Here is a 22372-nt window from a genome sequence, read left to right on the forward strand (position 1 = left end):
CACGCTGGGGCACATCAGCCCAGAGGCCTTCGAGGCCAGGATGTGTGCTTAAACCCGTGTCCACGGCTGCTGGGCAAGATCACCCTTGGCCATTTCCTGCATCTCAATCGCTAGCCCCGACTGTGCACAGACCGACATCAGGCGCGTGGTAAAGTACCGCTACGACGAACACGGCCAGCTGACCACGGTGATCAACCGCAACGGCGACACCGTGCGCAGCTTCAGCTTCATCACATCGTAATTTCCAACTCAACGGACGTCAGAATGATTGCCTTGAGGAAACAGATGAAGGAGCTGGGGGTCGATATCAATAACAGGAAAAACGGCATCTGGTTACCAAATACAGAGTCTGCAAGGTCCCCGGCACACTTGCAACGCCACACAAGGGCGCCGGCATACATGGTAATGCCTACAAACAACACGTGTATGGTACGCTGGCAGGCAAGACAACCAAGAAAAAGTTCTTGAATGGACGTGCCGAACTCAAAGAGCAGTTAAGTGGCGGTAAAACATTTGCTGTTAGGAGGTAGTTGTGATTCCAGATAAATTTACGGCCTTATTCGAAAAATTACAGTCTAAGCTTGAAATGGACCCTCCCGACGTCGCGGGTGCGCAGCGCATCAAAAATGAAGATGTGAAATGGTCGAAGGGGCCTAGTTTTTCAATATTACCCTATGGGTTGGAGTTGGCTGGAGTGACTCCTTCACCTATCCTGGGAAATGAGCCAAAAAGCAAAAAAAACTGCTTTAAATTTTATTGTAACGAGGCGGGGGAGATCTATAGGTCAGATATATATGGTGTGAGCTCGACAATAATAGAGACTGAAATATGTCAGGTGGAGGGTCAATTGAGGTCTTCAGTTCGATTTGACGACGATGGAAAGGCAGTTCGCGCTTCTGGTGTTGTTTTTGAAAGCGGAAAACCATATATATCATGCCGTCTAGAGGATGATGGTGAGTACTGGTGCTATGAGTATAAGTGTGAGGGGCAACAAGTGGCTTCAATGATTGTTTATGCCTCTAATAGCGTGCCTGGTACCGAGATATTTGTAGAGCGGGATGGTGAGGTTTTGATTGGTCTGTATTTCTCTAGTAAAGAATCAAAGATTTACGTTTATAGGGTTTAATTGAGGCTCGAATGAGCCGATGTGGTGGATCTTCATTTTAGATGCTTATAAGGTGTATCTCTCCAAGGTCGCGATTGCGGTGTACAAGATGAGCTTTGAATAAATGTTTGTCTAGGTTCAACAGGGTTCACCTCTGGCTAGGCGTGAATTTTTCCGAAGAGGAAGAATATCTGAAATACTTTGAAATCGACTACTCAGGCGACTATGAGGTTGACGACCCTCAATACCCGGTCTGTCAGTTCTGTACCGATGTCGGCGAACGCTGGTACGACGAGGATTTCATTGGCATCATCCCACGCAAACCCACACTGGTTGATATCGACGCCATGCTGGGTGACTCCGCAATCGACAGAAGCGAATGGAACAGGGTCAAAGCCATTTGCTTGAGTCTTGGCATTGTGAAGATGAATGCAATGTTCTGGTATTCTGATGGCAGCTTGGTGATCCCGACACCGCTCAAAGAACATTATAACGGCCTGCGCTATGTTGGCTTGTTCGAAGGCGAATGATGGCCATGGAGTCGGAGTGGTCAAAGCGCAAGTAACCTGAATGGAAATGGACTTTCAAATGCCCGCAAGGACGACAAAACGCAAGAAAATGCCACCGCATCCCGGCGCTGAGGTCCACGACCACCTCGTGGAAATGGATTTCTGGGTAAAGTGTGCCTACCTGTTCACGCCGGCGTTCCTGGCGCTTTTGGGTGGCCTACGTGCCGCGATGATCGCCATCTTCATCTACCCCGTGATCAGCATCATCTACTTCATCATCCGCCACCGTTACCTGAAAAGCGTGCCGCCTGAGAAGCTGGTCGATGTGGTGCCCTGGAGTTACATCTACGAAGGGCGAAGCCTGTCGATGATCATCCTGAACCTCTGCGTTCTGGCATGTGGATACGCGCTCTACAATCACTTTTTCTAAGGTGGTTCCACTACGCGGAACCACATTCGTTTGTACTCCCTCGCCACTCGCGCTTATCTGTCGCCAAGCACGACCTGCCTTCCCCGTCGTGATCTCAAAGCGAACAACAAGAACGGGCCCCACCCGCGCGAGGAGATTCCCCATGCAGCAACACCAGCACATCCTGGCCTGGCTCAACGACGTGGCCAGCGACCTGCACGCCATCCGCCACGATATCCACGCTCACCCTGAACTCGGTTTCCAAGAAAGCCGCACTTCGGCCCTGGTCGCCACGCTGCTGCAGCAGTGGGGCTACGAGGTGCACACCGGCATCGGCAAGACCGGTGTGGTCGGGGTGCTGCGCAACGGCAGCAGCCCGCGCAAGCTGGGCCTGCGCGCCGACATGGACGCGTTGCCGATCCATGAGGCTACCGGCGCCGCCTACAGCAGCCGCCACCAGGGCTGCATGCACGCCTGTGGCCATGACGGCCACACCACCATGCTGCTGGGCGCAGCGCGTTACCTTGCCGCTACACGGCAGTTCGACGGCACGTTGACGCTGATCTTCCAGCCGGCCGAGGAGGGCCAGGGTGGGGCCGAGGCGATGCTCGCCGACGGGCTGCTGGAGCGCTTCCCTTGTGATGCACTGTTCGGCATGCACAACATGCCGGGGCTGCCGGCAGGGCACCTTGGCTTGCGCGAGGGGCCGATGATGGCCTCGCAGGACCTGCTCACCGTCACCCTCGAGGGCGTTGGCGGGCATGGCTCGATGCCGCACCTGACGGTCGACCCGTTGGTGGCGGCGGCCAGTGTGGTGATGGCGCTGCAGACGGTGGTGGCGCGTAACATCGATGCCCAGGAGGCGGCGGTGGTCACGGTCGGCGCGCTGCAGGCGGGCGAGGCGGCCAACGTGATTCCGCAGCAGGCGCTGCTGCGCCTGAGCCTGCGGGCGCTGGATGCCCAGGTGCGGGCGCAGACTCTGGAGCGGGTGCGGGCGATCATCGTCAGCCAGGCCGAGAGCTTTGGCTGCACGGCCAGCATCGAGCACCGGCCAGCGTACCCGGTGCTGGTCAACCACGCCGCGGAGAACGCCTTTGCCCAGCAGGTCGGCGAAGCGCTGCTGGGCGCCGACAAGGTCGATGGCAACACCCGCAAGCTGATGGGCAGCGAGGATTTTGCCTGGATGCTGCAGCGCTGCCCGGGCGCCTACCTGTTCATCGGCAACGGTGTGCAGCGGCCGATGGTGCACAACCCGGCCTATGACTTCAACGATGACATCTTGCTGACCGGCGCTGCCTACTGGGGCGCGCTGACCGAGAGCTGGCTCAAGCCGGCCTGATCGACCCTGTATTGACGACTGCCGCTGGCACCCGGGTGCGGCTGCGCCTGGGCGATCACTTGAACAGAAGATGGAGTGTTCCGCATGCAGATTTCCAATACAGGCGCGTCGCGTACCCGGCAAGTGGTGGCGGCGGTCATCGGCAATGCGCTGGAGTGGTATGACTTTATCGTGTACGGCTTTCTGGCGAGCATCATCGCCCGCCAGTTCTTCCCTTCGGACGACGAATACAGCTCGTTGCTGATGGCCCTGGCCACCTTCGGCGTGGGCTTTTTCATGCGCCCGGTGGGTGGGGTGCTGCTGGGTGTGTACTCGGACCGCAAGGGGCGCAAGGCGGCGATGCAGCTGATCATCCGCCTGATGACGGTGTCGATCGCGATGATCGCGTTTGCCCCCGGCTACCTCGCCATTAGCATGGGCGCGCCGCTGCTGATCGTGGTCGCGCGCATGCTGCAGGGCTTTGCCACCGGCGGCGAGTACGCCAGTGCCACGGCGTTTCTGGTGGAGAGCGCACCGGCCAACCGCAAGGGGCTGTATGGCTCGTGGCAGCTGGTGGGGCAGTGCCTGGCGGTGTTTTCCGGGGCGGCGATGGTCGCGCTGGTCACCCACCTGTGCACGCCCGAGACGCTGGACAGCTGGGGCTGGCGGATTCCGTTCGTGCTCGGCTTGCTGATCGGCCCGGTGGGGCTGTGGATTCGCAAGCACATGGAAGAGCCCGAGGAGTTTCTGCAAGCACGAGAGCAGGCCAAGGGGCAGGCGCCGGGCCTATGGCAGGTGCTGCGTGAGCACCGCCGCAGCCTGCTGGTGTCGATGGGCCTGGCCTGTGGCGCGACGGTGTCGTTCTACGTGGTACTGGTGAACATGCCGACCTTCGCCCACAAGAACCTCGGCCTGCCGCTGGACCAGGTGCTGCTGGTGCAGATGCTCGCCGTGGGCCTGATGACCGTGGTGATTCCGCTGTCTGGCGCGCTGTCGGACCGGCTCGGCCGGCGCCCGGTGCTGATGGCCTTCACCCTGGCGTTCTTCGTCATGGTCTACCCGCTGTATGTGTGGGTGGCCGCAGCGCCTTCGATCGAGCGCCTGCTGGTGATGCAGCTGCTGCTGTGCACGGCCATCGGCGGTTTCTTCGGCCCGGCGCCGACCGCGCTGGCCGAGCAGTTCCCGGTCGAGGTGCGTTCCACCGGCGTATCGGTGGCCTACAACGTGGCGGTGATGGTGTTCGGCGGCTTCGCTCCGCTGATCGTCACCTGGCTGAGCAAGGTGCTCGGCACCCCGGTGGCACCGTCGTTCTACGTGCTGTTCGCCTGCCTGCTGACCCTGCTTGGCACCTATTGCCTGAAAGAAGCGCCGCGCGCCAGCAAGGCCGTCGCCTACAACCTTGGAGTGAAACCGTGAACGCGTTAGCTATCGACCCGATCGTCGCCCTCGACGCCGAGGCCCTGTCCCGGGCCATCCATGCCCGCCAGGTGGCGTGCCGCGAGGTGATGCAGGCTTACCTGGGCCATATCGAGCGCTGCAACCCGCAGGTCAATGCGCTGGTGTCGCTGCGCGCCACTGAAGACCTGCTGGCCGAGGCCGATGCCTGCGACCGCGAACTGGCGCGCGGCCAGTCCCGTGGCTGGATGCACGGCATGCCCCAGGCGATCAAGGACCTGGCCGCCACGGCCGGGCTGCGCACCACCCTGGGTTCGCCGTTGTTCGCCGGGCAGGTGCCAGCACACGACGCCATCAGCGTGGCGCGGGTACGGGCCAGTGGGGCGATCATTATCGGCAAGAGCAACGTACCGGAATTCGGCCTGGGCTCGCAGAGCTACAACACGCTGTTCGGCACCACCACCAATGCCTACGACCACAGCCGCGTGGCCGGCGGCAGCAGCGGTGGCGCGGCGGCGGCACTGGCCATGCGCCTGCTGCCGGTGGCCGATGGCAGCGACATGATGGGGTCGCTGCGCAACCCGGCGGCGTTCAACAACGTGTTCGGCCTGCGCCCGTCGCTGGGGCGGGTGCCTTATGGGCCGACGCCGGAGCTGTTCATGCAGCAGCTGGCCACCGAGGGACCGATGGGGCGCAGCGTCACCGATGTGGCCCGCTTGCTGACGGTGCAGGCCGGGCATGATGCGCGGGTGCCGTTGTCGCTCAATGACGGCGGGCGGGATTTTGCGGCCGGGCTGCAGCGAGATTTCAAAGGCGCACGGATCGGCTGGCTGGGTGACTACGACGGCTACCTGCCGATGGAGGACGGCGTGCTGGGCCTGTGCGAAGCGGCCCTGGCCGATTTCGCCGAGCTCGGCTGCGAAGTGGAGGCTTGCCAGCCTGCGTTCGATCAGGCGCGGTTGTGGCAATGCTGGCTGACTCACCGCCACTTCCTGGTGCACGGCAACCTGGCGGCGGCCTATGCCGACCCAGGCAAGCGGGCGCTACTCAAACCCGAGGCGCAATGGGAAGTGGAGGGTGGCCTGCAGCTCAGCGCCGCCGCCGTTTATCAGGCGTCGCTAGACCGCAGCGCGTGGTACCAGGCCCTGCACACACTGTTCGAGCGTTACGATTTCCTGCTGTTGCCCTCGGCCCAGGTGTTCCCTTTCGACGCAGCCGAGGCCTGGCCGAAGGTGGTCGGGGGGCGGCGCATGGACACCTATCACCGCTGGATGGAGGTGGTGGTCGGGCCGACCCTGGCAGGCCTGCCGAGCATGAGCGTGCCGGTCGGTTTCAATGCTGCGGGGCTGCCCACGGGCCTGCAGATCATAGGCCCGGCCCAGGCTGACCATGCCGTGCTGCAGCTGGCCTACGCCCATGAACAGCTGACCCGCTGGGTGGCGCGGCGACCACCGCCAAGCCTTCTGGCACGCTGAAGGGGCTGGCCCGGCCCGTATCTTGCTGGGCATGATGACCATCCACGCACAGACAGGGAGGTCGGATCCATGGGCACAGCGACAGACAGCGGCGGCGTGCGTTCGGTGGAGCGTGCGTTGGCCATCGTCGAATTGCTTGGCGAGCATCAGGCCCTGGGCCTGGAAGAGCTGCATTACCTCACCGGCCTGCCCAAGGCCACGGCCTCGCGCATGCTCGCCACCTTGCAGGAGCAGGGTTGGGTTTACCGCGGGCTCAGCGACCGGCGTTACCGCCTGTGTGCCCGCCGCCTGTTCGGCGACCGCCAGCAGCGCTTCAAGCGCCAGTTGGTAGAAAGCGCTGCGCCACTGCTGCTGGAGCTGAGCGAGCGCACCGGGCTGGTGGTGGACCTGTCGAGCTTCGACGGCGAGCGGCTGGAGGTGATGGAAAGTGCGATTCCGCGGGTGTTGCGCAAGCGTTATCCGAGCAACTGCCAGATCGTCGGCCAGCATGCCAGTTTGTTCCATTCGGCGATGGGCCGGGCGTGCCTGAAGGAGCTGGAGGTAGATGAGGTGCAGCGCCTGGCCCGGCATGAGCGGGGCGGCGGCGAAGAGCTGATGCGTGGCCTGGAAGGGGATGCGCTCAAGGGGTTCGGGCAGCGCACCGAGGGGTATTGGGAGTATCCGGTGCGTTTGCCGTTCCTGATCCGGGCGATTGCCTTGCCGGTGCGGGTACAGGGGCAACTGGCCGGGAGCATTGCCTTGCACTGGCCACTGGATCAGGCGCCGGTGGAACAGGTGATGAGCCTGCACCTGAACAGCCTGGCGGCGACTGTCGGGGAAGTGCAGCATGCGTTGGTGGGTTAGGGGTGTTTGGCGGTAGATGCTTGGTGGTTTCGAGATCGAGCGCCGCCACAAATTTCAAGGCATACACTTGCAATTACCTCCCCAAAGGCAACTCCCATGCTGGTCATCGAGCACCTGCACAAGTCGTTCCCCACCGCCCAAGGCCCGCTCCAGGTCCTGCGCGGCGTCGACCTGACCCTTGCACGCGGCAGCAGCCTGGCCCTGATGGGCGAATCCGGTAGCGGCAAAAGCACCTTGCTGCACCTGGTCGCCGGCCTCGACCGTGCCGACAGCGGGCGCATCCTGATCGACGGCGAACCCCTGCATGGCCACGGCGAATCTGCCCTGGCCCGTTGGCGGCGCGAGGGCATCGGCCTGGTGTTCCAGCAATACAACCTGATCAGCAGCCTCGACGTGGCGGCCAACCTGGCCTTCCAGGCGCGCCTGGCCAAGCGCCACGATCCGCAATGGCTAGCCTACCTGGCCGAGCACCTGGGCTTGGCGGCGTTAATGGATCGCTACCCGGAACAGCTGTCCGGCGGCCAGCAGCAACGGGTCGCCATCGGCCGGGCACTGGCCAGCCGGCCGGAGCTGTTACTCGCCGACGAACCCACCGGCAGCCTCGACGAAGCCAGCAGCGACGAGGTGCTGGCCTTGCTCCTGCAACTGGTCGGCGAGGCCGGCAGCAGCGTGCTGATGGTGACCCACAGCCCGCGCCTGGCCGCTTGCCTGCAACACCGCTGCGTGCTGCACCAGGGCCAGGTGCAAGGGGCATGAGCAACCTGCTGATTGCCCTGCAGGCGCTGGGCAGCCATTGGTGGCGCCACCGCTTGCAGTGCCTCAGCATCTTCACCGGCCTGTGGCTGGCCACGGCCTTGTGGACCGGCGTGCAGGCCCTCAACGCCCAGGCGCGCAGCGACTATGCCCAGGCCAGTGCCGTGCTGAGCGGAACGGCGCACCTGCAGATCGTCGCCCGCGATGGGCCGCGTTTCGACCAGGCGCTGTATGTGCAGCTGCGCAGGCAAGGCTGGCAAGTGACGCCCGTGCTGGAAGGGCGCTTGCGCCTGGCCGGCGAGCCAGCCGTTGCCGTCAGGCTGATCGGCATCGAGCCGTTGAGCCTGCTGCCGGGCATGGCCGTCGCGGGTGCCGACCCGGCAAGCTTCGACTTGCCGGCCTTCATCGGCAGCCCCGGGCAAGCCTGGGTCGGCCCGGATACCTTGCGCCAATTGGCGGGCAAGCGGCGCACGGTCGATGGCCAGGCGTTGCCGCCGCTGATGCTCGATGAACAGCTGGCCCCCGGCGTGATGCTGGTTGATGTCGGTGTGGCCCAGGCCTTGCTCGATGCGCCGGGGCAGCTGTCACGGCTGGTCAGCGACACCGACCAGCCGTTGCCGCAGACGCTCGCTGACCGTTTGAAGGTACAGCCAGCAGACGATGACACCGACCTGCAACGCCTGACCGCAAGCTTTCATCTGAACCTGACGGCCCTCGGCCTGCTGGCATTCGTGGTCGGGCTGTTCATCGCCCATGCGGCCATCGGCCTGGCGCTGGAGCAACGGCGCGGTCTGATGCGCACCTTGCGCGCGTGTGGTGTCAGCCTGAAGGTGTTGCTGGCGGCTTTGGCCCTGGAACTGGGTGTGTTCGCCGTGGCCGGTGGCCTGGCCGGTGTGGCGGCGGGTTACCTGCTGGCAGCGCTGTTGCTGCCCGATTTCGCTTCCAGCCTGCGCGGCCTGTATGGCGCCCAGGTCTCGGGGCACCTGCATCTGCCGTGGTACTGGTGGTTGATGGGCATAGGTGTGAGCCTGCTCGGTGCCTTGCTGGCCGGTATCGACAGCCTGTTGCGCGCAGCGCGGTTGCCGTTGCTGGCGTTGGCTCAACCTCAGGCTTGGCGTTTGGCACAGGTGCCCTGGTTGAAGCGCCAGGCGATGGCCGCCGCCGTGCTTGCGGTAGTTGCGCTGGGCTGCGGTTACGTCGGCAACAGCCTGCCCAGTGCCTTCACCCTGCTTGCCGCGCTGTTGCTGGCGGCCGCCTTGTCGTTGCCAGGCGTGCTGGCCCTGTTGCTCGCGGGGCTGGCGCGGCATACCCGGCGGCCGCTGGCGCAGTGGTTCGTCGCCGACAGCCGTCAGCAATTGCCGGCGCTGAGCCTGGCGCTGATGGCATTGCTACTGGCATTGGCCGCCAGCGTCGGCGTGGGCGGTATGACCGAAGGTTTCCGCCGCACTTTTGTCGGCTGGCTCGACCAGCGCCTGGCCGCGGACCTGTATGTCACACCCCGCGACGGCACTCAGGCGCTGCAGATCTACCAGCAGTTGCAGCATGACCCCGACGTCAACGCCGTGCTGCCAAGCTGGCGAGTGGAGTGGCGCCTGCAGCATTGGCCGGTGCAGGTGCAAGGGGTGATCGATCATCCGTTCTACCACAGCCATTGGCCACTGCTGGAGCAGGCTCCGCACGCCTGGGCGCAGGTGGCCAAAGGGCAGGGCGCCATGCTCAGCGAACAGTTGGCGCGGCGCCTTGGCGTGGGCATCGGCGATGAAGTTCAGCTGCCGGGCGAGCCGCCGCAGGGCATGCGGGTGGTGGGCATCCACGCTGACTATGGCAACCCGAAAGGGCATGTGCTGGTCAATGCCGGCTGGCTGCGCGAGCATGCGACGACGGCCAGCCTGAGTGGCTTGAGCTTGCTGATGCCACGCGGGCAGGTTGCGGTGGTGAAGGAGGATTTGCAAAAGCGCTACGGCCTGGACGACTCGCAACTGGTGGAACAGGCCAGCCTGAAAGCCTGGTCGACGCAGGTATTCAGCCGTACCTTCGCCGTCACCGCAGCCCTGAACAGCCTCACCCTGGGTGTCGCTGGCGTGGCGCTGTTCATCAGCCAGCTGACATTGGGCCAGCAGCGCCTGGGGCAGTTGGCACCGCTGTGGGCGCTGGGCGTGCCGCGCCGGTGGCTGGCCTGGCTGAGCCTGGGCCAGATGCTGATGCTCAGCGGGTTCACCGTGCTGCTGGCGATCCCCCTCGGGTTGCTGCTGGCATGGTGCCTGGTGGCGGTGGTGAACGTGCAGGCATTCGGCTGGCGGCTGCCTTGGCACGTGTTTGCCAGCCAACTCGCGCAACTGGCCGCGCTGGGTGTGCTGACCAGCCTGCTGGCCAGCGCCTGGCCCCTGTGGCAACTGGCGCGGCGCCAACCGGGCGAGCTGTTGCGGCGGTTCAGCGATGAGGGTTGAAACCTGGCTGTTGCTGGCCTGCCTGCTGCTGGCCGGGTGTGACGCGCCTGCGCCGCCAGCCAGGAGCTATGCCGGCCTCGGCGCCGAGGCGGCAGCGTTCAAGCAGGTTAGGCGCGACACTGCGCTGGTGTTCCCCCGCGACCACGGCGCCCACGATGGCTATCGCATCGAGTGGTGGTACGTCACCGCCAACCTGCGCGATGCCCAGGGCCGTGACTGGGGGGTGCAATGGACGCTGTTCCGCTCAGCCTTGCGCCCCGGCCCCGAGACCTACGGCTGGAACAGCCCCAACCTGTGGATGGGCCACGCCGCCCTGACCGACCCCGGCGGCCACCAGGTCAGCGAAACGCTGGCACGCGGCGGCATCGGCCAGGCCGGCGTCGAAACCGGGCCGTTCCGGGCGTGGATCAACGATTGGTCGCTGCAAGGCGATGACAGCATCCAGCGCTTGCAGATGCGCGCCAGCGGCCAGGGTTTTCGCTATGACCTGACCCTGGCCAGCGACAAGCCGCTGGTGCTGCACGGCGATCGGGGGTACAGCGAAAAGTCCGGCAAGGGCCAGGCTTCGTACTATTACAGCCAGCCGTTCTACCAGGTCAGTGGCGAGGTCGAGCGGGACGGGCAGCGCCTTGCGGTAACCGGGCAGGCCTGGCTTGACCGGGAGTGGAGCAGCCAGCCGCTGGCGGCCGGGCAGAGTGGCTGGGACTGGTTTTCGCTGCACTTGGGCAGTGGCGCCAAGCTGATGTTGTTTCAGGTGCGTGAGGATCAGGGGCAGCCGTACCGGGCCGGCACCTGGGTTGGCCCTGACGGGCAGGTGCGGGCGTTGCAGGCGGCTGAGGTCGAGCTGACGCCGTTGGCCTGGACTGATCAGGACAACGGCAAGCGCGTGCCGACCCGCTGGCGAGTTCAAGTGCCCGCGGTGCAACTGGATGTGCAAGTCGAGGCGGTGCAGACCAAGGCCTGGATGGGCACGCGGTTCCCCTATTGGGAGGGGCCGGTGCGGGTGAGTGGCAGCGCGCAAGGGCGGGGGTATCTGGAAATGACGGGGTATTAGCTCAGGCAGTACATTACACCGGCTTGTCACCGCGAAACGCACTCGGGCTAACCCCGCACTGCTTGCGAAAGAACCGGCTGAAATACCCCACATCGGCAAACCCCAACTCATGGGCAATCGCCTTCACGCTAGCATCCGAATGCCCCAGCACCCGCTTGGCCTCCAGCACCAGCCGGGCGTTGATCACGTTCATCGGGGTCATCCCCAGATGCTCCTGGCACAAGCGCCCCAACGTCGCCAGGGTCATGCCCAGTTCACTGGCATAGAAGCCCATCGGCCGGTGCTCGCGGTAATGCCTGTCGACCAGTTCACGAAACCCGGTCAGTTGCTGGCTGCGCCGTGATACCGGGCGCTGTCCGAAAGCCGGCGGTTCCTGAGCATGGCGCAGCGCCTGGATCAGCAGGGTCAGCAGCAGCGCCATGCTGCTGGCCACGTGTTCGCGGGCGCGGTTGTGGTACTCCTCGCGCAGGGCGAGGCACAGCGGCAAAAGCGGGTCTTCTTCGGCGGGCCACTGGGGCAAGGCGATGACCTGGGGTTTGCGGATCGGTGCCAGCAGGTTGGGCGCAAGTACCTGGGCGACGCTTTCCAGCGGTGGCTGCGCAGCGGTGATCACCTGGCCTTCGACCGCACCGGACCAGTGGAAACCGTGCACCACCTGCGCGGGCACATACACCACGCAAGGTGCGCAGACCTGCACGCGCTCGCTGTCGAACAGCACTTCGCCGCTGCCACTCTGCAGGTACAGCAGCTGCAGCAGGCCGTCGTGGCGGTGCGCGGCGATTTCCCAGTTGTGCGCGCCGGAGCGCTGGGAGATCCGCTCCACATGCAGGGACTCGTGCCACACTGGCTGCGCGGTTTCGCCGTACAGGGCGTAGTTGGGGATCTTGTTCATGTGCTTGTAATTGTTCTGATCGCTACCGGGCCACTGTGCCACAGCCAGGCGCCGGCTTCAGGGGGCAGGTACAAAATTGAGCGGAATGTGGCGACGCTTGCAGGTTTTGTCCATTCTGCCGGCCGGCCCGTCGGCCCTAGGCTGTTCGCCAGATCAAGCGACACTCTGGAGAGCAGCATGCATAACAACAAGATTTACTCCAACTGGCTGGGCCTGGATTCAGCCGTTTGCGTGGTTACCGGTGCGGCCGGTGGCATCGGCGCGGCGCTGGCCGCCGCGCTGGTCGAGCAACAGGCCCATGTGGTGTTGCTGGACCGTGACTTTGACAAGTGCCGCGAGCTGGCCGCCAGCCTGGGCGAGCACAGTGTTGGCGAAGTCAGCGCACTGGCCTGCGACATTGCCGACCCAGCCAGCGTCGAACAGGCCGCCGCCCAGGTGCAAGCGCTGCATGGGCGCTGCGATGTGCTGGTGAACAATGCCAGCGTGCTGCGCCCGGGGGCACTGGAGGCCCTGAGCCTGGAGCAATGGAACCAGGTGCTGGCGGTCAACCTCAGCGGCTACTTGCTGTGCGCGCAAGGCTTCGGCCGCGCGATGCTTGCCCGTGGCCAGGGGCGCATCGTGCATGTGGCCTCGATCGCCGCGCATTACCCGCAGCCCAACAGCGGTGCCTACAGCGCGGCCAAGGCCGGGGTCAGCATGCTGTCGCGGCAAATCGCCGTGGAGTGGGGGCCGCGTGGCGTGCGCAGCAACGCCGTGTGCCCAGGGCTGATCCGCACGCCGCTGTCGGCGGCGTTCTATGCCGACCCGCAGGTGGAGCGCCAGCGCAGCGCAATGACCGCCAACCAGCGCATCGGCGAGCCGCAGGATATCGCCGATGCCGTGCTGTTCCTCGCCAGCCCGCGCGCGGACTATGTCAACGGCGCTGAACTGACCGTGGATGGTGGCCTGGAGAGCATGCCCATGGCGCTGATCCCGCGCCCCGGCTTCGAGGGGGTGAAGGCATGAACACGCGCAGCTGCGATGTGCTGGTGATCGGTGCCGGGGCGGGTGGCCTGGCGACGGCGATCACCGCCAGGAAGCATGGCCTGGATGTGCTGGTGATCGAGAAGGACGACTGCTTTGGTGGCACCACGGCCTTCTCCGGTGGCGTGCTGTGGGTGCCGGGCAACCGGCATGACGTGAACGGCAGCCATGAACAGGCGTTGACCTACCTACGCAACGAAACCGGCGCCTGTTTCGATGCCGCTGGCGTCGAAGCGTTCTTGCAATATGGGCCGCAGATGGTGGCGTTTTTCGAGCGTGAGACCACGGTCAAGTTCGTCCCCACGCTGTACCCGGACTACCATCCGCAGGTCGAGGGCGGCGTCGATATCGGCCGCTCTATCCTGGCCGAACCCTACGATATCCGCGGCCTCGGGGCGGACATGGCCCGGCTGCGCCCGCCGCTTAAGACCATCACCTTCATTGGCATGATGTTCAATTCGTCGAATGCCGACCTCAAGCATTTCTTCAATGTCACCCGTTCGCTGACCTCGTTCAGCTATGTGGCCAAACGGCTGTTGACCCACTTCAAGGAACTGCTGCTGTACCGTCGCGGCACCCAGGTCACCAGCGGCAATGCCCTGGCGGCGCGGCTGGTGAAGTCGGCGCTGGACCTGGGCATCCCGATCCTCACCGGCACCCCGGCGCGGCAGCTGCTGCGCGAAGGCGGGCGGGTGAGCGGGGCGCTGGCGCAGCAGCAGGGGAGTGAGTTACGGATAGAAGCGCGGCGCGGTGTGGTGTTGGCGTGCGGTGGTTTTTCCCATGACCTGCAGCGTTTGAAAGAGGCTTACCCGCATGTGCGTCGGGGCGGCGAGCACTTCTCGCCGGTGCCGGCTGGCAACACTGGCGACGGTGCGCGCATGGCCGAGGCATTGGGCGGCAAGGTGGATATCCGCCTGCAGGCTGCGGCGGCCTGGATGCCAGTCTCCAAGGTGCCGATGGCCGGTGGCAAGCAGGTGGCGTTCCCGCACCTGCTCGACCGTTACAAGCCTGGGGTGATTGGCGTGCTGCGTTCAGGCAAGCGCTTCACCAATGAATCCAACTCGTATCACGATGTCGGTGCGGCCCTGATCGACGCGTGCGCCGACCAGCCGGAAACCGCCATGTGGCTGGTTTGCGACCGGCGCACCCTGGCCAAGTATGGCCTGGGCTATGCCAAGCCAGCGCCGATGCCGCTGGGGCCGCTGGTGCGCAATGGCTACTTGCTCAAGGGCAACACCCTTGCCGAACTGGCAGCCAGGGCGGGTATCGATGGCCAAGGCCTGGAGCGCACGGTGCGCGAGTACAACCTGGGCGCGGTACACGGCGAGGACCGGCAATTCGGCCGTGGCAGCAACACGTTCAACCGCTACCTGGCCGACCCGCAACAACAGCCCAACCCTTGCGTGGCGCCCGTGGGTGACGGGCCGTACTTCGCGGTGAAGGTGGTCATGGGCGACCTGGGCACCTTCGATGGCATCCGCACCAGCGTGGTCGGCGAGGTGCTCGATGGCGAACGGCGCGCCATCAGCGGGCTTTACGCGGTGGGCAACGACCGGGCCAGCATCATGGGCGGCAACTATCCCGGTGCGGGCATCACCCTGGGGCCGATCATGACCTTCGGCTACATCACCGGGCGCCACCTGGCCGGGGTCGAGCAGGGGCTGGCCAGTGCCGCTCAGGCACGGGAGGTGGCGTGATGGACAAGGCGATTGTCGACCACCGCATCTACACCATCCGGCCGCGTTGCATGGCGGCGTTTCTCGAAGCCTTCGAGCAGTTGGCGATGCCCATCCTGCGCCGGCACCTGGGTACGCCGCTGGGGTTCTATGTGAGCAGCATCGGGCCGCTTAACCAGGTGGTGCACCTGTGGGGCTATGACAGCCTGGAGGATTTCGAGCGACGCAGCGCTGCGCGCGATGCCGACCCGGATTTTGCCGCGTACCTGCAGGCTACCCGCGACCTGGTGGTGGCGCAGGAAACGCGAATCATCAAGCCGGTGCACCTGCGCAGTTGATGTTGCCCGCTAGCCAGCACCCTCAATAAGAACAACAAGAGGTCAGGTAAATGAATCACGCAATCGACATACGCCAACTGATCGACCAGCAACCCATCGGCGCCTACCAGAAGTGGGTGGTGTTCCTCGGCTTCCTGATCATCGCCCTGGATGGCCTGGACGTCGCCATCATCGGCTTCATCGCCCCGCAACTGAAAAGCGAATGGCAACTCGGTGCCCAGGCGCTCGGCCCGGTGCTCAGCGCTGCGCTGATCGGCCTGGCCCTCGGCGCCCTGGTCGCAGGCCCCTTGGCTGACCGTTACGGGCGCAAGGCGGTGCTGCTCGGCAGCGTGCTGCTGTTCGGCCTGTGGACCTTGGCCTCGGCCTTTTCCCCCAACCTGGAAACCCTGGTTGCGTTGCGCTTTCTCACCGGCCTGGGCCTGGGCGCGGCGATGCCCAACGCCAGTACCCTGGTCAGCGAATACGCCCCGGCGCGCAGCCGCTCGTTGCTGATCACCCTGGCGTTTTGCGGTTTTTCGCTGGGTGCGGCGCTGGGCGGCTTCGTCAGCGCCTGGATGATCCCCAACCTGGGCTGGCGCAGTGTGCTGGCGCTGGGCGGCGTATTGCCACTGCTGGTCTTGCCGTTGCTGTGCTGGCGGCTGCCCGAGTCGGTGACCTTCCTGGTCAGCCAAGGCGCCGACCCGCAGCGCATCCGACGCATCGTCCAGCGCTTGGCACCGGCGTACTGCGGCCCCGACAGTACCTTCGTGGTACCTGCGGTCAGCGCGCACAAGGGCGGCGCCATCGCCACCATCCTTTCGCCGCGTTACCGCTTTGGCACGCTGATGCTGTGGACGGGCTATGTGCTGGCGCTGTTCCTGGTCTACCTGTTCAGCGGCTGGCTGCCGACCCTGGTGAAGGAGGGCGGTGGCTTCTCGGTGTCACAAGCTGCCATCGTCACCGCCTGCTTCCAGATCGGCGGGCCGCTCGGCGCGGTTTCGGTAGGCTGGGCGATGGACCGCTGCCACCCGCAGCGGGTGCTGATGCTGACCTTCCTGTTCAGTGGCGCGGTGATTTTCGCCATTGGCCAGGTGGCCGGTGATTTCGCCTGGCTGTGCGCCATCGCCTGGGCCGTGGGCTTTGGCCTGAACGGCGCGAGCGTGGGCATGAATGCGCTGGCGGCCGCCTTCTACCCGACCGAGGCCCGCGCCACGGGGGCCAGCTGGATGAGTGGCATCGGCCGTTTGGGTGCCATCCTCAGCGCCTTTGCCGGGGCGCAGATGCTGGCGCTGGGCTGGAGTTTCGCCCAGGTGTTCGCCTCGCTGCTGGTGCCAGCAGGTCTGGCGGCATTGGCGGTGTTGCTGCAGGGGTGGTACGCCAAGACCGAGAGGAGTACAGATGTACTCCATTCGTCGCGAGGTTGACGCAGGCTTACTTGAAGCCCGTCACCGCATGCGGCACATAGGGCGCTTCCAGCCGGGCGATTTCCTCGGCGCTCAGCTGGAATGCCAACGCCGCAATCGCGTCATCCAGCTGTGCCACTTTCGACGCCCCGACAATCGGCGCTGAAACACCGCGCTTGCCCAGCACCCAGGCCAGCGCCACCTGCGCCATTGGCACGCCGCGCTCGCCGGCGATCTGCTCGACCACGTCGATCACCCGGCCATCTTCCACTTCGGTCTTTTCGTAGAACGACTGCCCAGAAATGTCGGTACGGGTACGTGCGGTCTGCTGCCCATGGGGTCGGGTCAGCCGGCCGCGGGCCATCGGGCTCCAGGGCATCAGGCCGACACCTTGGTCGAGGCACAGCGGGATCATCTCGCGCTCTTCCTCGCGGTAGATCAGGTTGAGGTAGTTCTGCATCGACACGAAGCGGCTCCAGCCGTTGCTGGCCGCCACCTGCTGGGCCTTGGCGAACTGCCAGGCATACATCGACGACGCGCCGATGTAGCGCGCCTTGCCGGCCTTGACCACGTCGTGCAGGGCTTCCATGGTCTCTTCGATGGGCGTGTGGTAGTCCCAGCGGTGGATCTGGTACAGGTCGACGTAGTCGGTGCCCAGGCGGGCCAGGCTGGCGTCGATGTTGGCCATGATCGCCTTGCGCGACAGGCCTTGCTCGTTAGGGCGGGTGCTGCCTTGCCACATGTTGGCGGGGAAGAACACCTTGGTGGCGATCACCGTCTCGTCGCGGCGGGTGAATTCCTTGAGCAGCTTGCCGAGGATGATTTCCGAGGTGCCGGCCGAGTAGCTGTTGGCGGTGTCGAAGAAGTTGATGCCTTGCTCGACGGCGTGGCGGATGATCGGGCGGCTGTCGGCTTCGCCCAGGGTCCAGGGGTGGGTGCCGGCATCCGGTTCGCCGAAGGTCATGCAGCCCAGGCACAGTTTCGAGATGTCCAGGCCGGTGTTGCCCAGTTTGACGTATTGCATCCGCTGCTCCTCAGTGATCGGTTGTGCGATGCAGGGAAGCTTAGCGGTGCTGGCTGGCTGCGAAAATTCCGAATCGGTGCAGGCGCCATCCGCAAAAATTCACAAGCGCAGCAGCGGCTTCACCTGTTGCTGCAGGAAGTCGGTGACGGCCTTGATGCGCGGCGTGTTGCGTACATCCTCGTGCACCGCCAGCCAGATCTCGATGCTCATGGTCTGTTCATCTTTGCCGGCAACCTCCAGGCCATGCTCCTGCGCCATGAACGCCGGCAGGCAGGCGACACCGACCCCGCCGGCCGCCGCCTGTGCCTGGATGCGCAGGTCGTTGCTCTGCAACACGAAGGGTTGGTTGCCGGTCTGGCTGAGCAGCCATTGTTGCTGCGGTGACTTGGCCTGGGATTCGTCGTAGCCGATGTAGCGTGGTGTGCCCGTGCTGCGCAGGTAGGTGGGGGCGGCGTATAACCGGTAATCCAGATAACCGAGCAGGCTGGCGACCAGCGTCGGCTCGGTGGGCCTGGCCAGGGTGATGCTGATATCGGCTTCACGTCGGGCCAAAGAGGCCCGCGACTTGCTGCCGACCAGTTTCAGGCGCAGTTGCGGATAGCGCTGCATCAGCGCATCCAGGCGCCGGGCAATGATGCTGCCGAGCAGCGCGGGCGGGGCGGCCAGCACCACTTCACCTTCCACCTGTTGCTGGCCGGCATTGGCAAAGTGCTCCAGGGCGAACGACGACTGGGTCATCTGCTCAGCGTATTCGCCAACCCGGCGACCTACCTCGGTCAGCGCGTAGGCCCTGGGGCGGCGGTCCACCAGCTTGAGGTTCAAGGCGGCCTCCAGCGCAGCGATGCGCCGGGCCACGGTGGCGTGGTCGACCCCCAACTGCCTGGCCGCTGCTGACAGCGAGCCGGTACCGACGAAGGCGGAGAAATGGCGCAGGTCTTCCCAATCGAACATGGCGGGCCTCTGAAGTAGAGGGGCCATGATACGGCCTTATGCGCCCGGCAGGTGCTAGGATGGCTGCCATTTCCCGGCCAGGTACTGCCATGCAACCGCTCGATCACCTGTCGTTGCACCTGTTCATCGTGGTCTGCGAAGCCGGCACCATTGCGCGCGCCAGCGAGCGCGCGTTCATGGCGCCGTCGGCGGTCAGCAAGCGGATTTCGGACATCGAGGCGCGCTTTGGCACGGCGTTGCTCAAGCGCAGCAAGCGTGGCGTCGAGCCGACCCCGGCGGGCCTCGCGCTGCTGCGCCATGCGCGTGGCCTGACCCGGGCCATGGAGCGCCTGGACAGCGAATTGAGCGAGTACGCCGAAGGCGCGCGCGGGCATGTGCGGGTGCTGGCCAACGTGTCGTCGATCATGGAGTTCCTGCCTGAGGAGCTGTCGGCGTTCATGCTCGCCAACCCGCTGATCCAGGCCGATATCGAGGAGCGTTTCAGCCCGGACGTGGTACGCGGTGTAGCGGAAGGCAGTGCCGACCTGGGCATCTGCCGCAAGTCCATGGCCGTCGGTGATCTGGAGTTCGTGCCGTACCGCCAGGACCACCTGGCCGTGGTGGTCGGCGCCGATCACCCGTTGGCCGGGCGTGGCAGCATCGCTTTCGAAGAGACGCTGGATTACGAGCACCTGGGTTTGTCGGCCTTCGCCACGCTCAATACCTTCATGCGCAACAGCGCCGAGGCGGCCGGCAAGGAATTGCGTTTTCGCTCGTACGTGTCGTCGTTCGATGCGGCCTATCGCCTGGTGCAGTTCGGCCTGGGCCTGGCGGTGTTCCCGCAGGAGGCAGTGGCGCGCTACGCGCAGCTGTTCGGCCTGCGGGTGATCCCGCTGAGCGATGACTGGGCGCTGGGCGAATTCGTCATCTGCATGCGCGACCGCCATGCCTTGAGCCTGTCTGCGCGTCGCCTGCTCGACCATTTGCTGCTGCGCGCGCCGGCCTGGCAAACACGGGGTTGATCCATCGCGGTTGACGATGGATCAGCCCGTGAAACACGTCTTTTCTGCCTGTCGTCCTGCTCTTAGTCTGGCCCCACGCTTCAGACAGAGAGACCGCGATGACAACAATAACAATCAATGAAGTCGGCATGCGCGATGGGTTGCAAAGCCTGCACACGGTGATGCCGACCGCCGCCAAGTTGCGCTGGATCGACAGTGCCTATGCTGCTGGCGTGCGCCATATGGAAGTCGCCTCGTTCGTGCCGGCCCGGCTGCTGCCGCAGATGGCCGATGCCAAGCAGGTAGTGGCCCACGCTCTGACCTATCCCGATCTGCTGGTGACGGTGCTGGCGCCTAATCTGCGCGGAGCGCAGGATGCGCTGGAATCCGGCGCCCAGCGGATTGTCGCACCGGTATCGGTCAGCACCGCCCACAGCCTGGCCAACGTGCGCCGCACACCCCAGGAAATGGTCGAGGAACTGGGGCGCATGTGCCAGCTGCGCAGTGAACTGGGGCGTCATGAGGTGCAGATGATCGCCGGCATGTCGGTGGCTTTTGGCTGCACCCGCCAGGGTGAGGTGCCGCTGGGCGATCTGTGCGAATTGACCCGACAGGTGATCGAGGCAGGTTGTGATTTGGTCTCGCTGGGCGATACCACCGGCTACGCCAACCCTGCCCAGGTGGCGACGGTGATCCAGGCCGTACGGGCGATTGCCGGCGAGCGCTTGCGCGCCGCGCACTTCCACGACACCCGTGGCCTGGCCCTGGCCAACAGCCTGGTGGCGGTGCAGCAGGGCATCCGCGAGCTGGATGCCTCGCTCGCCGGCCTGGGCGGTTGCCCGTTCGCACCGGGGGCGTCGGGCAATACGGTGACCGAGGACCTGGTGTTCATGCTGCAAAGCATGGGCTTTGACACCGGGATCGACCTGCCGGCACTGATCGCCTCGCGCCAGCTGTTGCGTGAGGCGCTGCCGGATGAACCGCTTTACGGCGCCATTGCCCGCGCCGGCCTGCCGCTCAACTACCCAGGAAATGCGTAATGTCCAGACTCCCGTTGGACGGCATTCGTGTCGTCGAGATTTCGCACATGGTCATGGGCCCCACCTGTGGCATGATCCTGGGCGACCTGGGTGCCGAAGTGATCAAGATCGAGCCCACCCGCGGTGACGGCACACGCCGCTTGCTGGGGGCCGGGGCGGGGTTCTTCCGCACCTTCAACCGCAACAAGCAGTGCATCGCCGTCGACCTCGACACGCCCCAGGGCCGTGAGGCGGTGCTGGCGCTGATCGACAGCGCCGACGTGTTCATCGAGAACTTCAAGCCCGGGCGCATGCACACACTGGGCTTCGACTGCGCCACGTTGCGCCAGCGCAACCCGCGCCTGGTCTATGCCTCGCACAAGGGCTTCCTCAGTGGCCCGTACGACAACCGCCTGGCGCTCGACGAAGTGGTGCAGATGATGGCCGGCCTTGCCTACATGACCGGGCCGGTGGGCCGCCCCCTGCGCGCCGGCAGTTCGGTGAACGACATCATGGGCGGCATGTTCGGCGCCATTGGTGTGCTGGCCGCGCTCAACGAGCGCAACGCCACGGGTGTCGGCCGCGAAGTGCAGAGCGCACTGTACGAGAACTGCGTGTTGCTCGCGGCCCAGCACATGCAGCAGTACGTGGTCACCGGCCAGGCTGCGGCGCCGATGCCCAACCGCATCAGCGCCTGGGCCATCTATGACGTGTTCACCTTCGCGGGCGGCGAGCAGATGTTCGTCGCTGCCACGGGCGAAGGCCAGTGGCAGGCCCTGTGCCAGTTGCTGGGCCAGACGGCCTTGCTTGATGACCCGACGCTGGCGACCAACAATGACCGGGTATTACAGCGGCCGCGGTTGCTGGCGCACCTGGCCGAAGTGTTCGCCAACCTTGATGCCCAGCAATTGGCCGTGGAACTGGAGGCCAACGGCATTCCTTTCGCGCCGATCCGCCGCCCGGAAGAGCTGTTCGACGACCCGCACCTGACCCAGAGCGGTGGCATGGCGGACCTGCTGCTGGAGGATGGCAGCAGCACGCCGATGCCCTTGCTGCCGCTGTCGCTGGATGGCCAGCGCCTGCAGCCGCGCCGGCCGATCCCGCGGATTGGCGAGCACACGCACAAGGTCATGCGCGAGCTGGGCTACAGCGATGAACACATCGCCGAGCTGTGTGCGGCCGGCGTGCTGAAAACCGACGAGCAGAGCCAGGGAGCGCACTGAATGGCGATCTATCGATACGACACACTGACGCCGCACATTCACCCGGAAACGTTCGTTGCCGAGGACGCCACGGTTATCGGCGATGTCACCCTGGCGCAGGGTGTGAGCGTGTGGCCACAGGCGGTGCTGCGCGGTGACAACGAGCCGATCCGCGTCGGCCAGCACAGCAACGTGCAGGAAGGGGCGGTGCTGCATGCCGACCCAGGCTTTGCCCTGACCGTGGGCTGCAACGTCACCATCGGCCACCAGGCCATGCTGCACGGCTGCAGCATCGGTGATGGCGCGCTGGTCGGGATCCAGGCCGTGGTGCTCAATGGCGCGGTGATTGGCCGCAACTGCCTGGTCGGTGCCGGCGCCGTCGTCACCGAAGGCAAGGTGTTCCCTGACAATTCGCTGATCCTCGGTGCGCCGGCCAAGGTGGTACGTGAACTGAGCCCCGAAGCCATCGCCGGCATGCAGGCCAATGCCGCCGAGTACGTGCGCAAGGGCCAGGCCTTCAAGGACAAGCTCGTGCGCATTGGCTGACCCGTTGCACGCGGTGCCCACCACGGGCGCC

22 protein-coding genes and 1 pseudogene are annotated in these 22372 nt (G+C 65.0%); 20 read left to right on the forward strand and 3 right to left on the reverse strand.

Going from position 1 to position 22372, the window contains the following annotated elements; genetic code table 11:
* The first annotated feature begins 145 nt into the window (after positions 1–145).
* The 12 genes and pseudogenes from F6X59_RS29000 (at position 146) to F6X59_RS17910 (ending at position 11308) form a co-directional block, all read left to right on the forward strand.
* Positions 146–241: a hypothetical protein gene (locus F6X59_RS29000; protein WP_372240432.1), complete on the forward strand. Its 96-nt coding sequence runs from the start codon at positions 146–148 to the stop codon at positions 239–241.
* Positions 241–468: an AHH domain-containing protein gene (locus F6X59_RS17860; protein ID WP_372240448.1), complete on the forward strand. Its 228-nt coding sequence runs from the start codon at positions 241–243 to the stop codon at positions 466–468. Before F6X59_RS29000 ends, F6X59_RS17860 begins: the two co-directional genes overlap by 1 nt.
* 64 nt (positions 469–532) lie before the next feature.
* Positions 533–1126, forward strand: a complete 594-nt coding sequence (locus F6X59_RS17865) for a hypothetical protein (RefSeq protein ID WP_152957352.1) — start codon at positions 533–535, stop codon at positions 1124–1126.
* Between the two features lie 107 nt (positions 1127–1233).
* Positions 1234–1635, forward strand: coding sequence for an immunity 22 family protein (locus F6X59_RS17870; RefSeq protein WP_256669366.1), 402 nt, complete (start codon positions 1234–1236; stop codon positions 1633–1635).
* 40 nt (positions 1636–1675) lie between these two features.
* Entirely contained in the window at positions 1676–2044 is a 369-nt protein-coding gene (locus tag F6X59_RS17875) for a hypothetical protein (RefSeq protein ID WP_152957354.1), read from the forward strand.
* Between the two features lie 142 nt (positions 2045–2186).
* Complete coding sequence (locus F6X59_RS17880) at positions 2187–3362, forward strand: M20 aminoacylase family protein (protein WP_152957355.1); 1176 nt, start codon at positions 2187–2189, stop codon at positions 3360–3362.
* Positions 3363–3446: 84 nt separating this feature from the next.
* Positions 3447–4757 carry a citrate-proton symporter gene (locus tag F6X59_RS17885; RefSeq protein WP_152957356.1) on the forward strand — a complete coding sequence of 437 codons (1311 nt, stop codon included), beginning with the start codon at positions 3447–3449 and terminating at the stop codon, positions 4755–4757.
* Positions 4754–6211, forward strand: coding sequence for an amidase (locus tag F6X59_RS17890; protein ID WP_372240434.1), 1458 nt, complete (start codon positions 4754–4756; stop codon positions 6209–6211). Before F6X59_RS17885 ends, F6X59_RS17890 begins: the two co-directional genes overlap by 4 nt.
* A 69-nt stretch (positions 6212–6280) precedes the next feature.
* On the forward strand, positions 6281–7054 hold the full coding sequence (locus F6X59_RS17895) for an IclR family transcriptional regulator (protein WP_152957358.1): 774 nt from the start codon (positions 6281–6283) through the stop codon (positions 7052–7054).
* Between the two features lie 96 nt (positions 7055–7150).
* Positions 7151–7660: pseudogene (locus F6X59_RS17900) on the forward strand (ABC transporter ATP-binding protein); the annotation flags it as partial.
* A gap of 146 nt (positions 7661–7806) precedes the next feature.
* Complete coding sequence (locus F6X59_RS17905) at positions 7807–10254, forward strand: ABC transporter permease (protein ID WP_152957360.1); 2448 nt, start codon at positions 7807–7809, stop codon at positions 10252–10254.
* A complete protein-coding gene (locus F6X59_RS17910) occupies positions 10244–11308 on the forward strand; it encodes a lipocalin-like domain-containing protein (RefSeq protein ID WP_152957361.1) in 1065 nt (354 codons plus the stop codon). Before F6X59_RS17905 ends, F6X59_RS17910 begins: the two co-directional genes overlap by 11 nt.
* Positions 11309–11321: 13 nt before the next feature.
* Here F6X59_RS17910 and F6X59_RS17915 read toward each other — a convergent pair whose 3' ends face one another.
* Positions 11322–12200 (reverse strand): helix-turn-helix domain-containing protein, encoded by an 879-nt coding sequence (locus F6X59_RS17915; protein ID WP_152957362.1) that lies wholly within the window; start codon positions 12198–12200, stop codon positions 11322–11324.
* Positions 12201–12377: 177 nt separating this feature from the next.
* On the opposite strand from F6X59_RS17915, the gene F6X59_RS17920 reads away from it, so the two are divergent.
* The 4 genes from F6X59_RS17920 to F6X59_RS17935 are packed head-to-tail and all read left to right on the forward strand — an operon-like array spanning position 12378 to position 16640.
* A complete protein-coding gene (locus tag F6X59_RS17920; RefSeq protein ID WP_152957363.1) occupies positions 12378–13205 on the forward strand; it encodes an SDR family NAD(P)-dependent oxidoreductase in 828 nt (275 codons plus the stop codon).
* Positions 13202–14920, forward strand: a complete 1719-nt coding sequence (locus tag F6X59_RS17925) for an FAD-dependent oxidoreductase (RefSeq protein ID WP_152957364.1) — start codon at positions 13202–13204, stop codon at positions 14918–14920. The genes F6X59_RS17920 and F6X59_RS17925 overlap by 4 nt, the downstream gene beginning before the upstream one ends.
* Positions 14920–15237 (forward strand): NIPSNAP family protein, encoded by a 318-nt coding sequence (locus F6X59_RS17930; protein WP_152957365.1) that lies wholly within the window; start codon positions 14920–14922, stop codon positions 15235–15237. Before F6X59_RS17925 ends, F6X59_RS17930 begins: the two co-directional genes overlap by 1 nt.
* Positions 15238–15287: 50 nt before the next feature.
* Positions 15288–16640 carry an aromatic acid/H+ symport family MFS transporter gene (locus F6X59_RS17935; RefSeq protein WP_152957366.1) on the forward strand — a complete coding sequence of 451 codons (1353 nt, stop codon included), beginning with the start codon at positions 15288–15290 and terminating at the stop codon, positions 16638–16640.
* A gap of 7 nt (positions 16641–16647) precedes the next feature.
* Here the strand turns inward: F6X59_RS17935 and F6X59_RS17940 are convergent, their stop codons facing one another.
* Both F6X59_RS17940 and F6X59_RS17945 read right to left on the reverse strand, forming a co-directional pair.
* Positions 16648–17643, reverse strand: coding sequence for an aldo/keto reductase (locus F6X59_RS17940; protein ID WP_152957367.1), 996 nt, complete (start codon positions 17641–17643; stop codon positions 16648–16650).
* 99 nt (positions 17644–17742) lie between these two features.
* A complete protein-coding gene (locus tag F6X59_RS17945) occupies positions 17743–18594 on the reverse strand; it encodes a LysR family transcriptional regulator (RefSeq protein WP_152957368.1) in 852 nt (283 codons plus the stop codon).
* An 89-nt stretch (positions 18595–18683) separates the two neighbouring features.
* Between F6X59_RS17945 and F6X59_RS17950 the strand changes: the two genes are divergently transcribed.
* The 4 genes from F6X59_RS17950 (at position 18684) to F6X59_RS17965 (ending at position 22341) form a co-directional block, all read left to right on the forward strand.
* Positions 18684–19595 carry a LysR family transcriptional regulator gene (locus tag F6X59_RS17950; protein ID WP_152957369.1) on the forward strand — a complete coding sequence of 304 codons (912 nt, stop codon included), beginning with the start codon at positions 18684–18686 and terminating at the stop codon, positions 19593–19595.
* Positions 19596–19693: 98 nt separating this feature from the next.
* Complete coding sequence (locus F6X59_RS17955; RefSeq protein WP_152957370.1) at positions 19694–20614, forward strand: hydroxymethylglutaryl-CoA lyase; 921 nt, start codon at positions 19694–19696, stop codon at positions 20612–20614.
* Positions 20614–21816 (forward strand): CaiB/BaiF CoA-transferase family protein, encoded by a 1203-nt coding sequence (locus tag F6X59_RS17960; protein WP_152957371.1) that lies wholly within the window; start codon positions 20614–20616, stop codon positions 21814–21816. Before F6X59_RS17955 ends, F6X59_RS17960 begins: the two co-directional genes overlap by 1 nt.
* The gene (locus tag F6X59_RS17965; RefSeq protein WP_152957372.1) at positions 21817–22341 is read left to right on the forward strand and encodes a gamma carbonic anhydrase family protein; all 525 of its coding nucleotides are present in this window, start codon (positions 21817–21819) and stop codon (positions 22339–22341) included. It abuts the gene before it with no gap.
* Positions 22342–22372: the final 31 nt, after the last annotated feature.

This window comes from Pseudomonas sp. MN1F (assembly GCF_009391885.1).
GTDB lineage: Bacteria > Pseudomonadota > Gammaproteobacteria > Pseudomonadales > Pseudomonadaceae > Aquipseudomonas.

Coding starts and splice junctions, on each gene's coding strand:
- F6X59_RS17920 (WP_152957363.1), top strand. CDS start 12,378: ATGCATAACAACAAGATTTACTCCAACTGGCTGGGCCTGGATTCAGCC.
- F6X59_RS17910 (WP_152957361.1), top strand. CDS start 10,244: ATGAGGGTTGAAACCTGGCTGTTGCTGGCCTGCCTGCTGCTGGCCGGG.
- F6X59_RS17965 (WP_152957372.1), top strand. CDS start 21,817: ATGGCGATCTATCGATACGACACACTGACGCCGCACATTCACCCGGAA.
- F6X59_RS17930 (WP_152957365.1), top strand. CDS start 14,920: ATGGACAAGGCGATTGTCGACCACCGCATCTACACCATCCGGCCGCGT.
- F6X59_RS17905 (WP_152957360.1), top strand. CDS start 7,807: ATGAGCAACCTGCTGATTGCCCTGCAGGCGCTGGGCAGCCATTGGTGG.
- F6X59_RS17885 (WP_152957356.1), top strand. CDS start 3,447: ATGCAGATTTCCAATACAGGCGCGTCGCGTACCCGGCAAGTGGTGGCG.
- F6X59_RS17950 (WP_152957369.1), top strand. CDS start 18,684: ATGCAACCGCTCGATCACCTGTCGTTGCACCTGTTCATCGTGGTCTGC.
- F6X59_RS17875 (WP_152957354.1), top strand. CDS start 1,676: ATGGAAATGGACTTTCAAATGCCCGCAAGGACGACAAAACGCAAGAAA.
- F6X59_RS17940 (WP_152957367.1), bottom strand. CDS start 17,643: ATGCAATACGTCAAACTGGGCAACACCGGCCTGGACATCTCGAAACTG.
- F6X59_RS17895 (WP_152957358.1), top strand. CDS start 6,281: ATGGGCACAGCGACAGACAGCGGCGGCGTGCGTTCGGTGGAGCGTGCG.
- F6X59_RS17880 (WP_152957355.1), top strand. CDS start 2,187: ATGCAGCAACACCAGCACATCCTGGCCTGGCTCAACGACGTGGCCAGC.
- F6X59_RS17960 (WP_152957371.1), top strand. CDS start 20,614: ATGTCCAGACTCCCGTTGGACGGCATTCGTGTCGTCGAGATTTCGCAC.
- F6X59_RS17925 (WP_152957364.1), top strand. CDS start 13,202: ATGAACACGCGCAGCTGCGATGTGCTGGTGATCGGTGCCGGGGCGGGT.
- F6X59_RS17945 (WP_152957368.1), bottom strand. CDS start 18,594: ATGTTCGATTGGGAAGACCTGCGCCATTTCTCCGCCTTCGTCGGTACC.
- F6X59_RS17915 (WP_152957362.1), bottom strand. CDS start 12,200: ATGAACAAGATCCCCAACTACGCCCTGTACGGCGAAACCGCGCAGCCA.
- F6X59_RS17955 (WP_152957370.1), top strand. CDS start 19,694: ATGACAACAATAACAATCAATGAAGTCGGCATGCGCGATGGGTTGCAA.
- F6X59_RS17935 (WP_152957366.1), top strand. CDS start 15,288: ATGAATCACGCAATCGACATACGCCAACTGATCGACCAGCAACCCATC.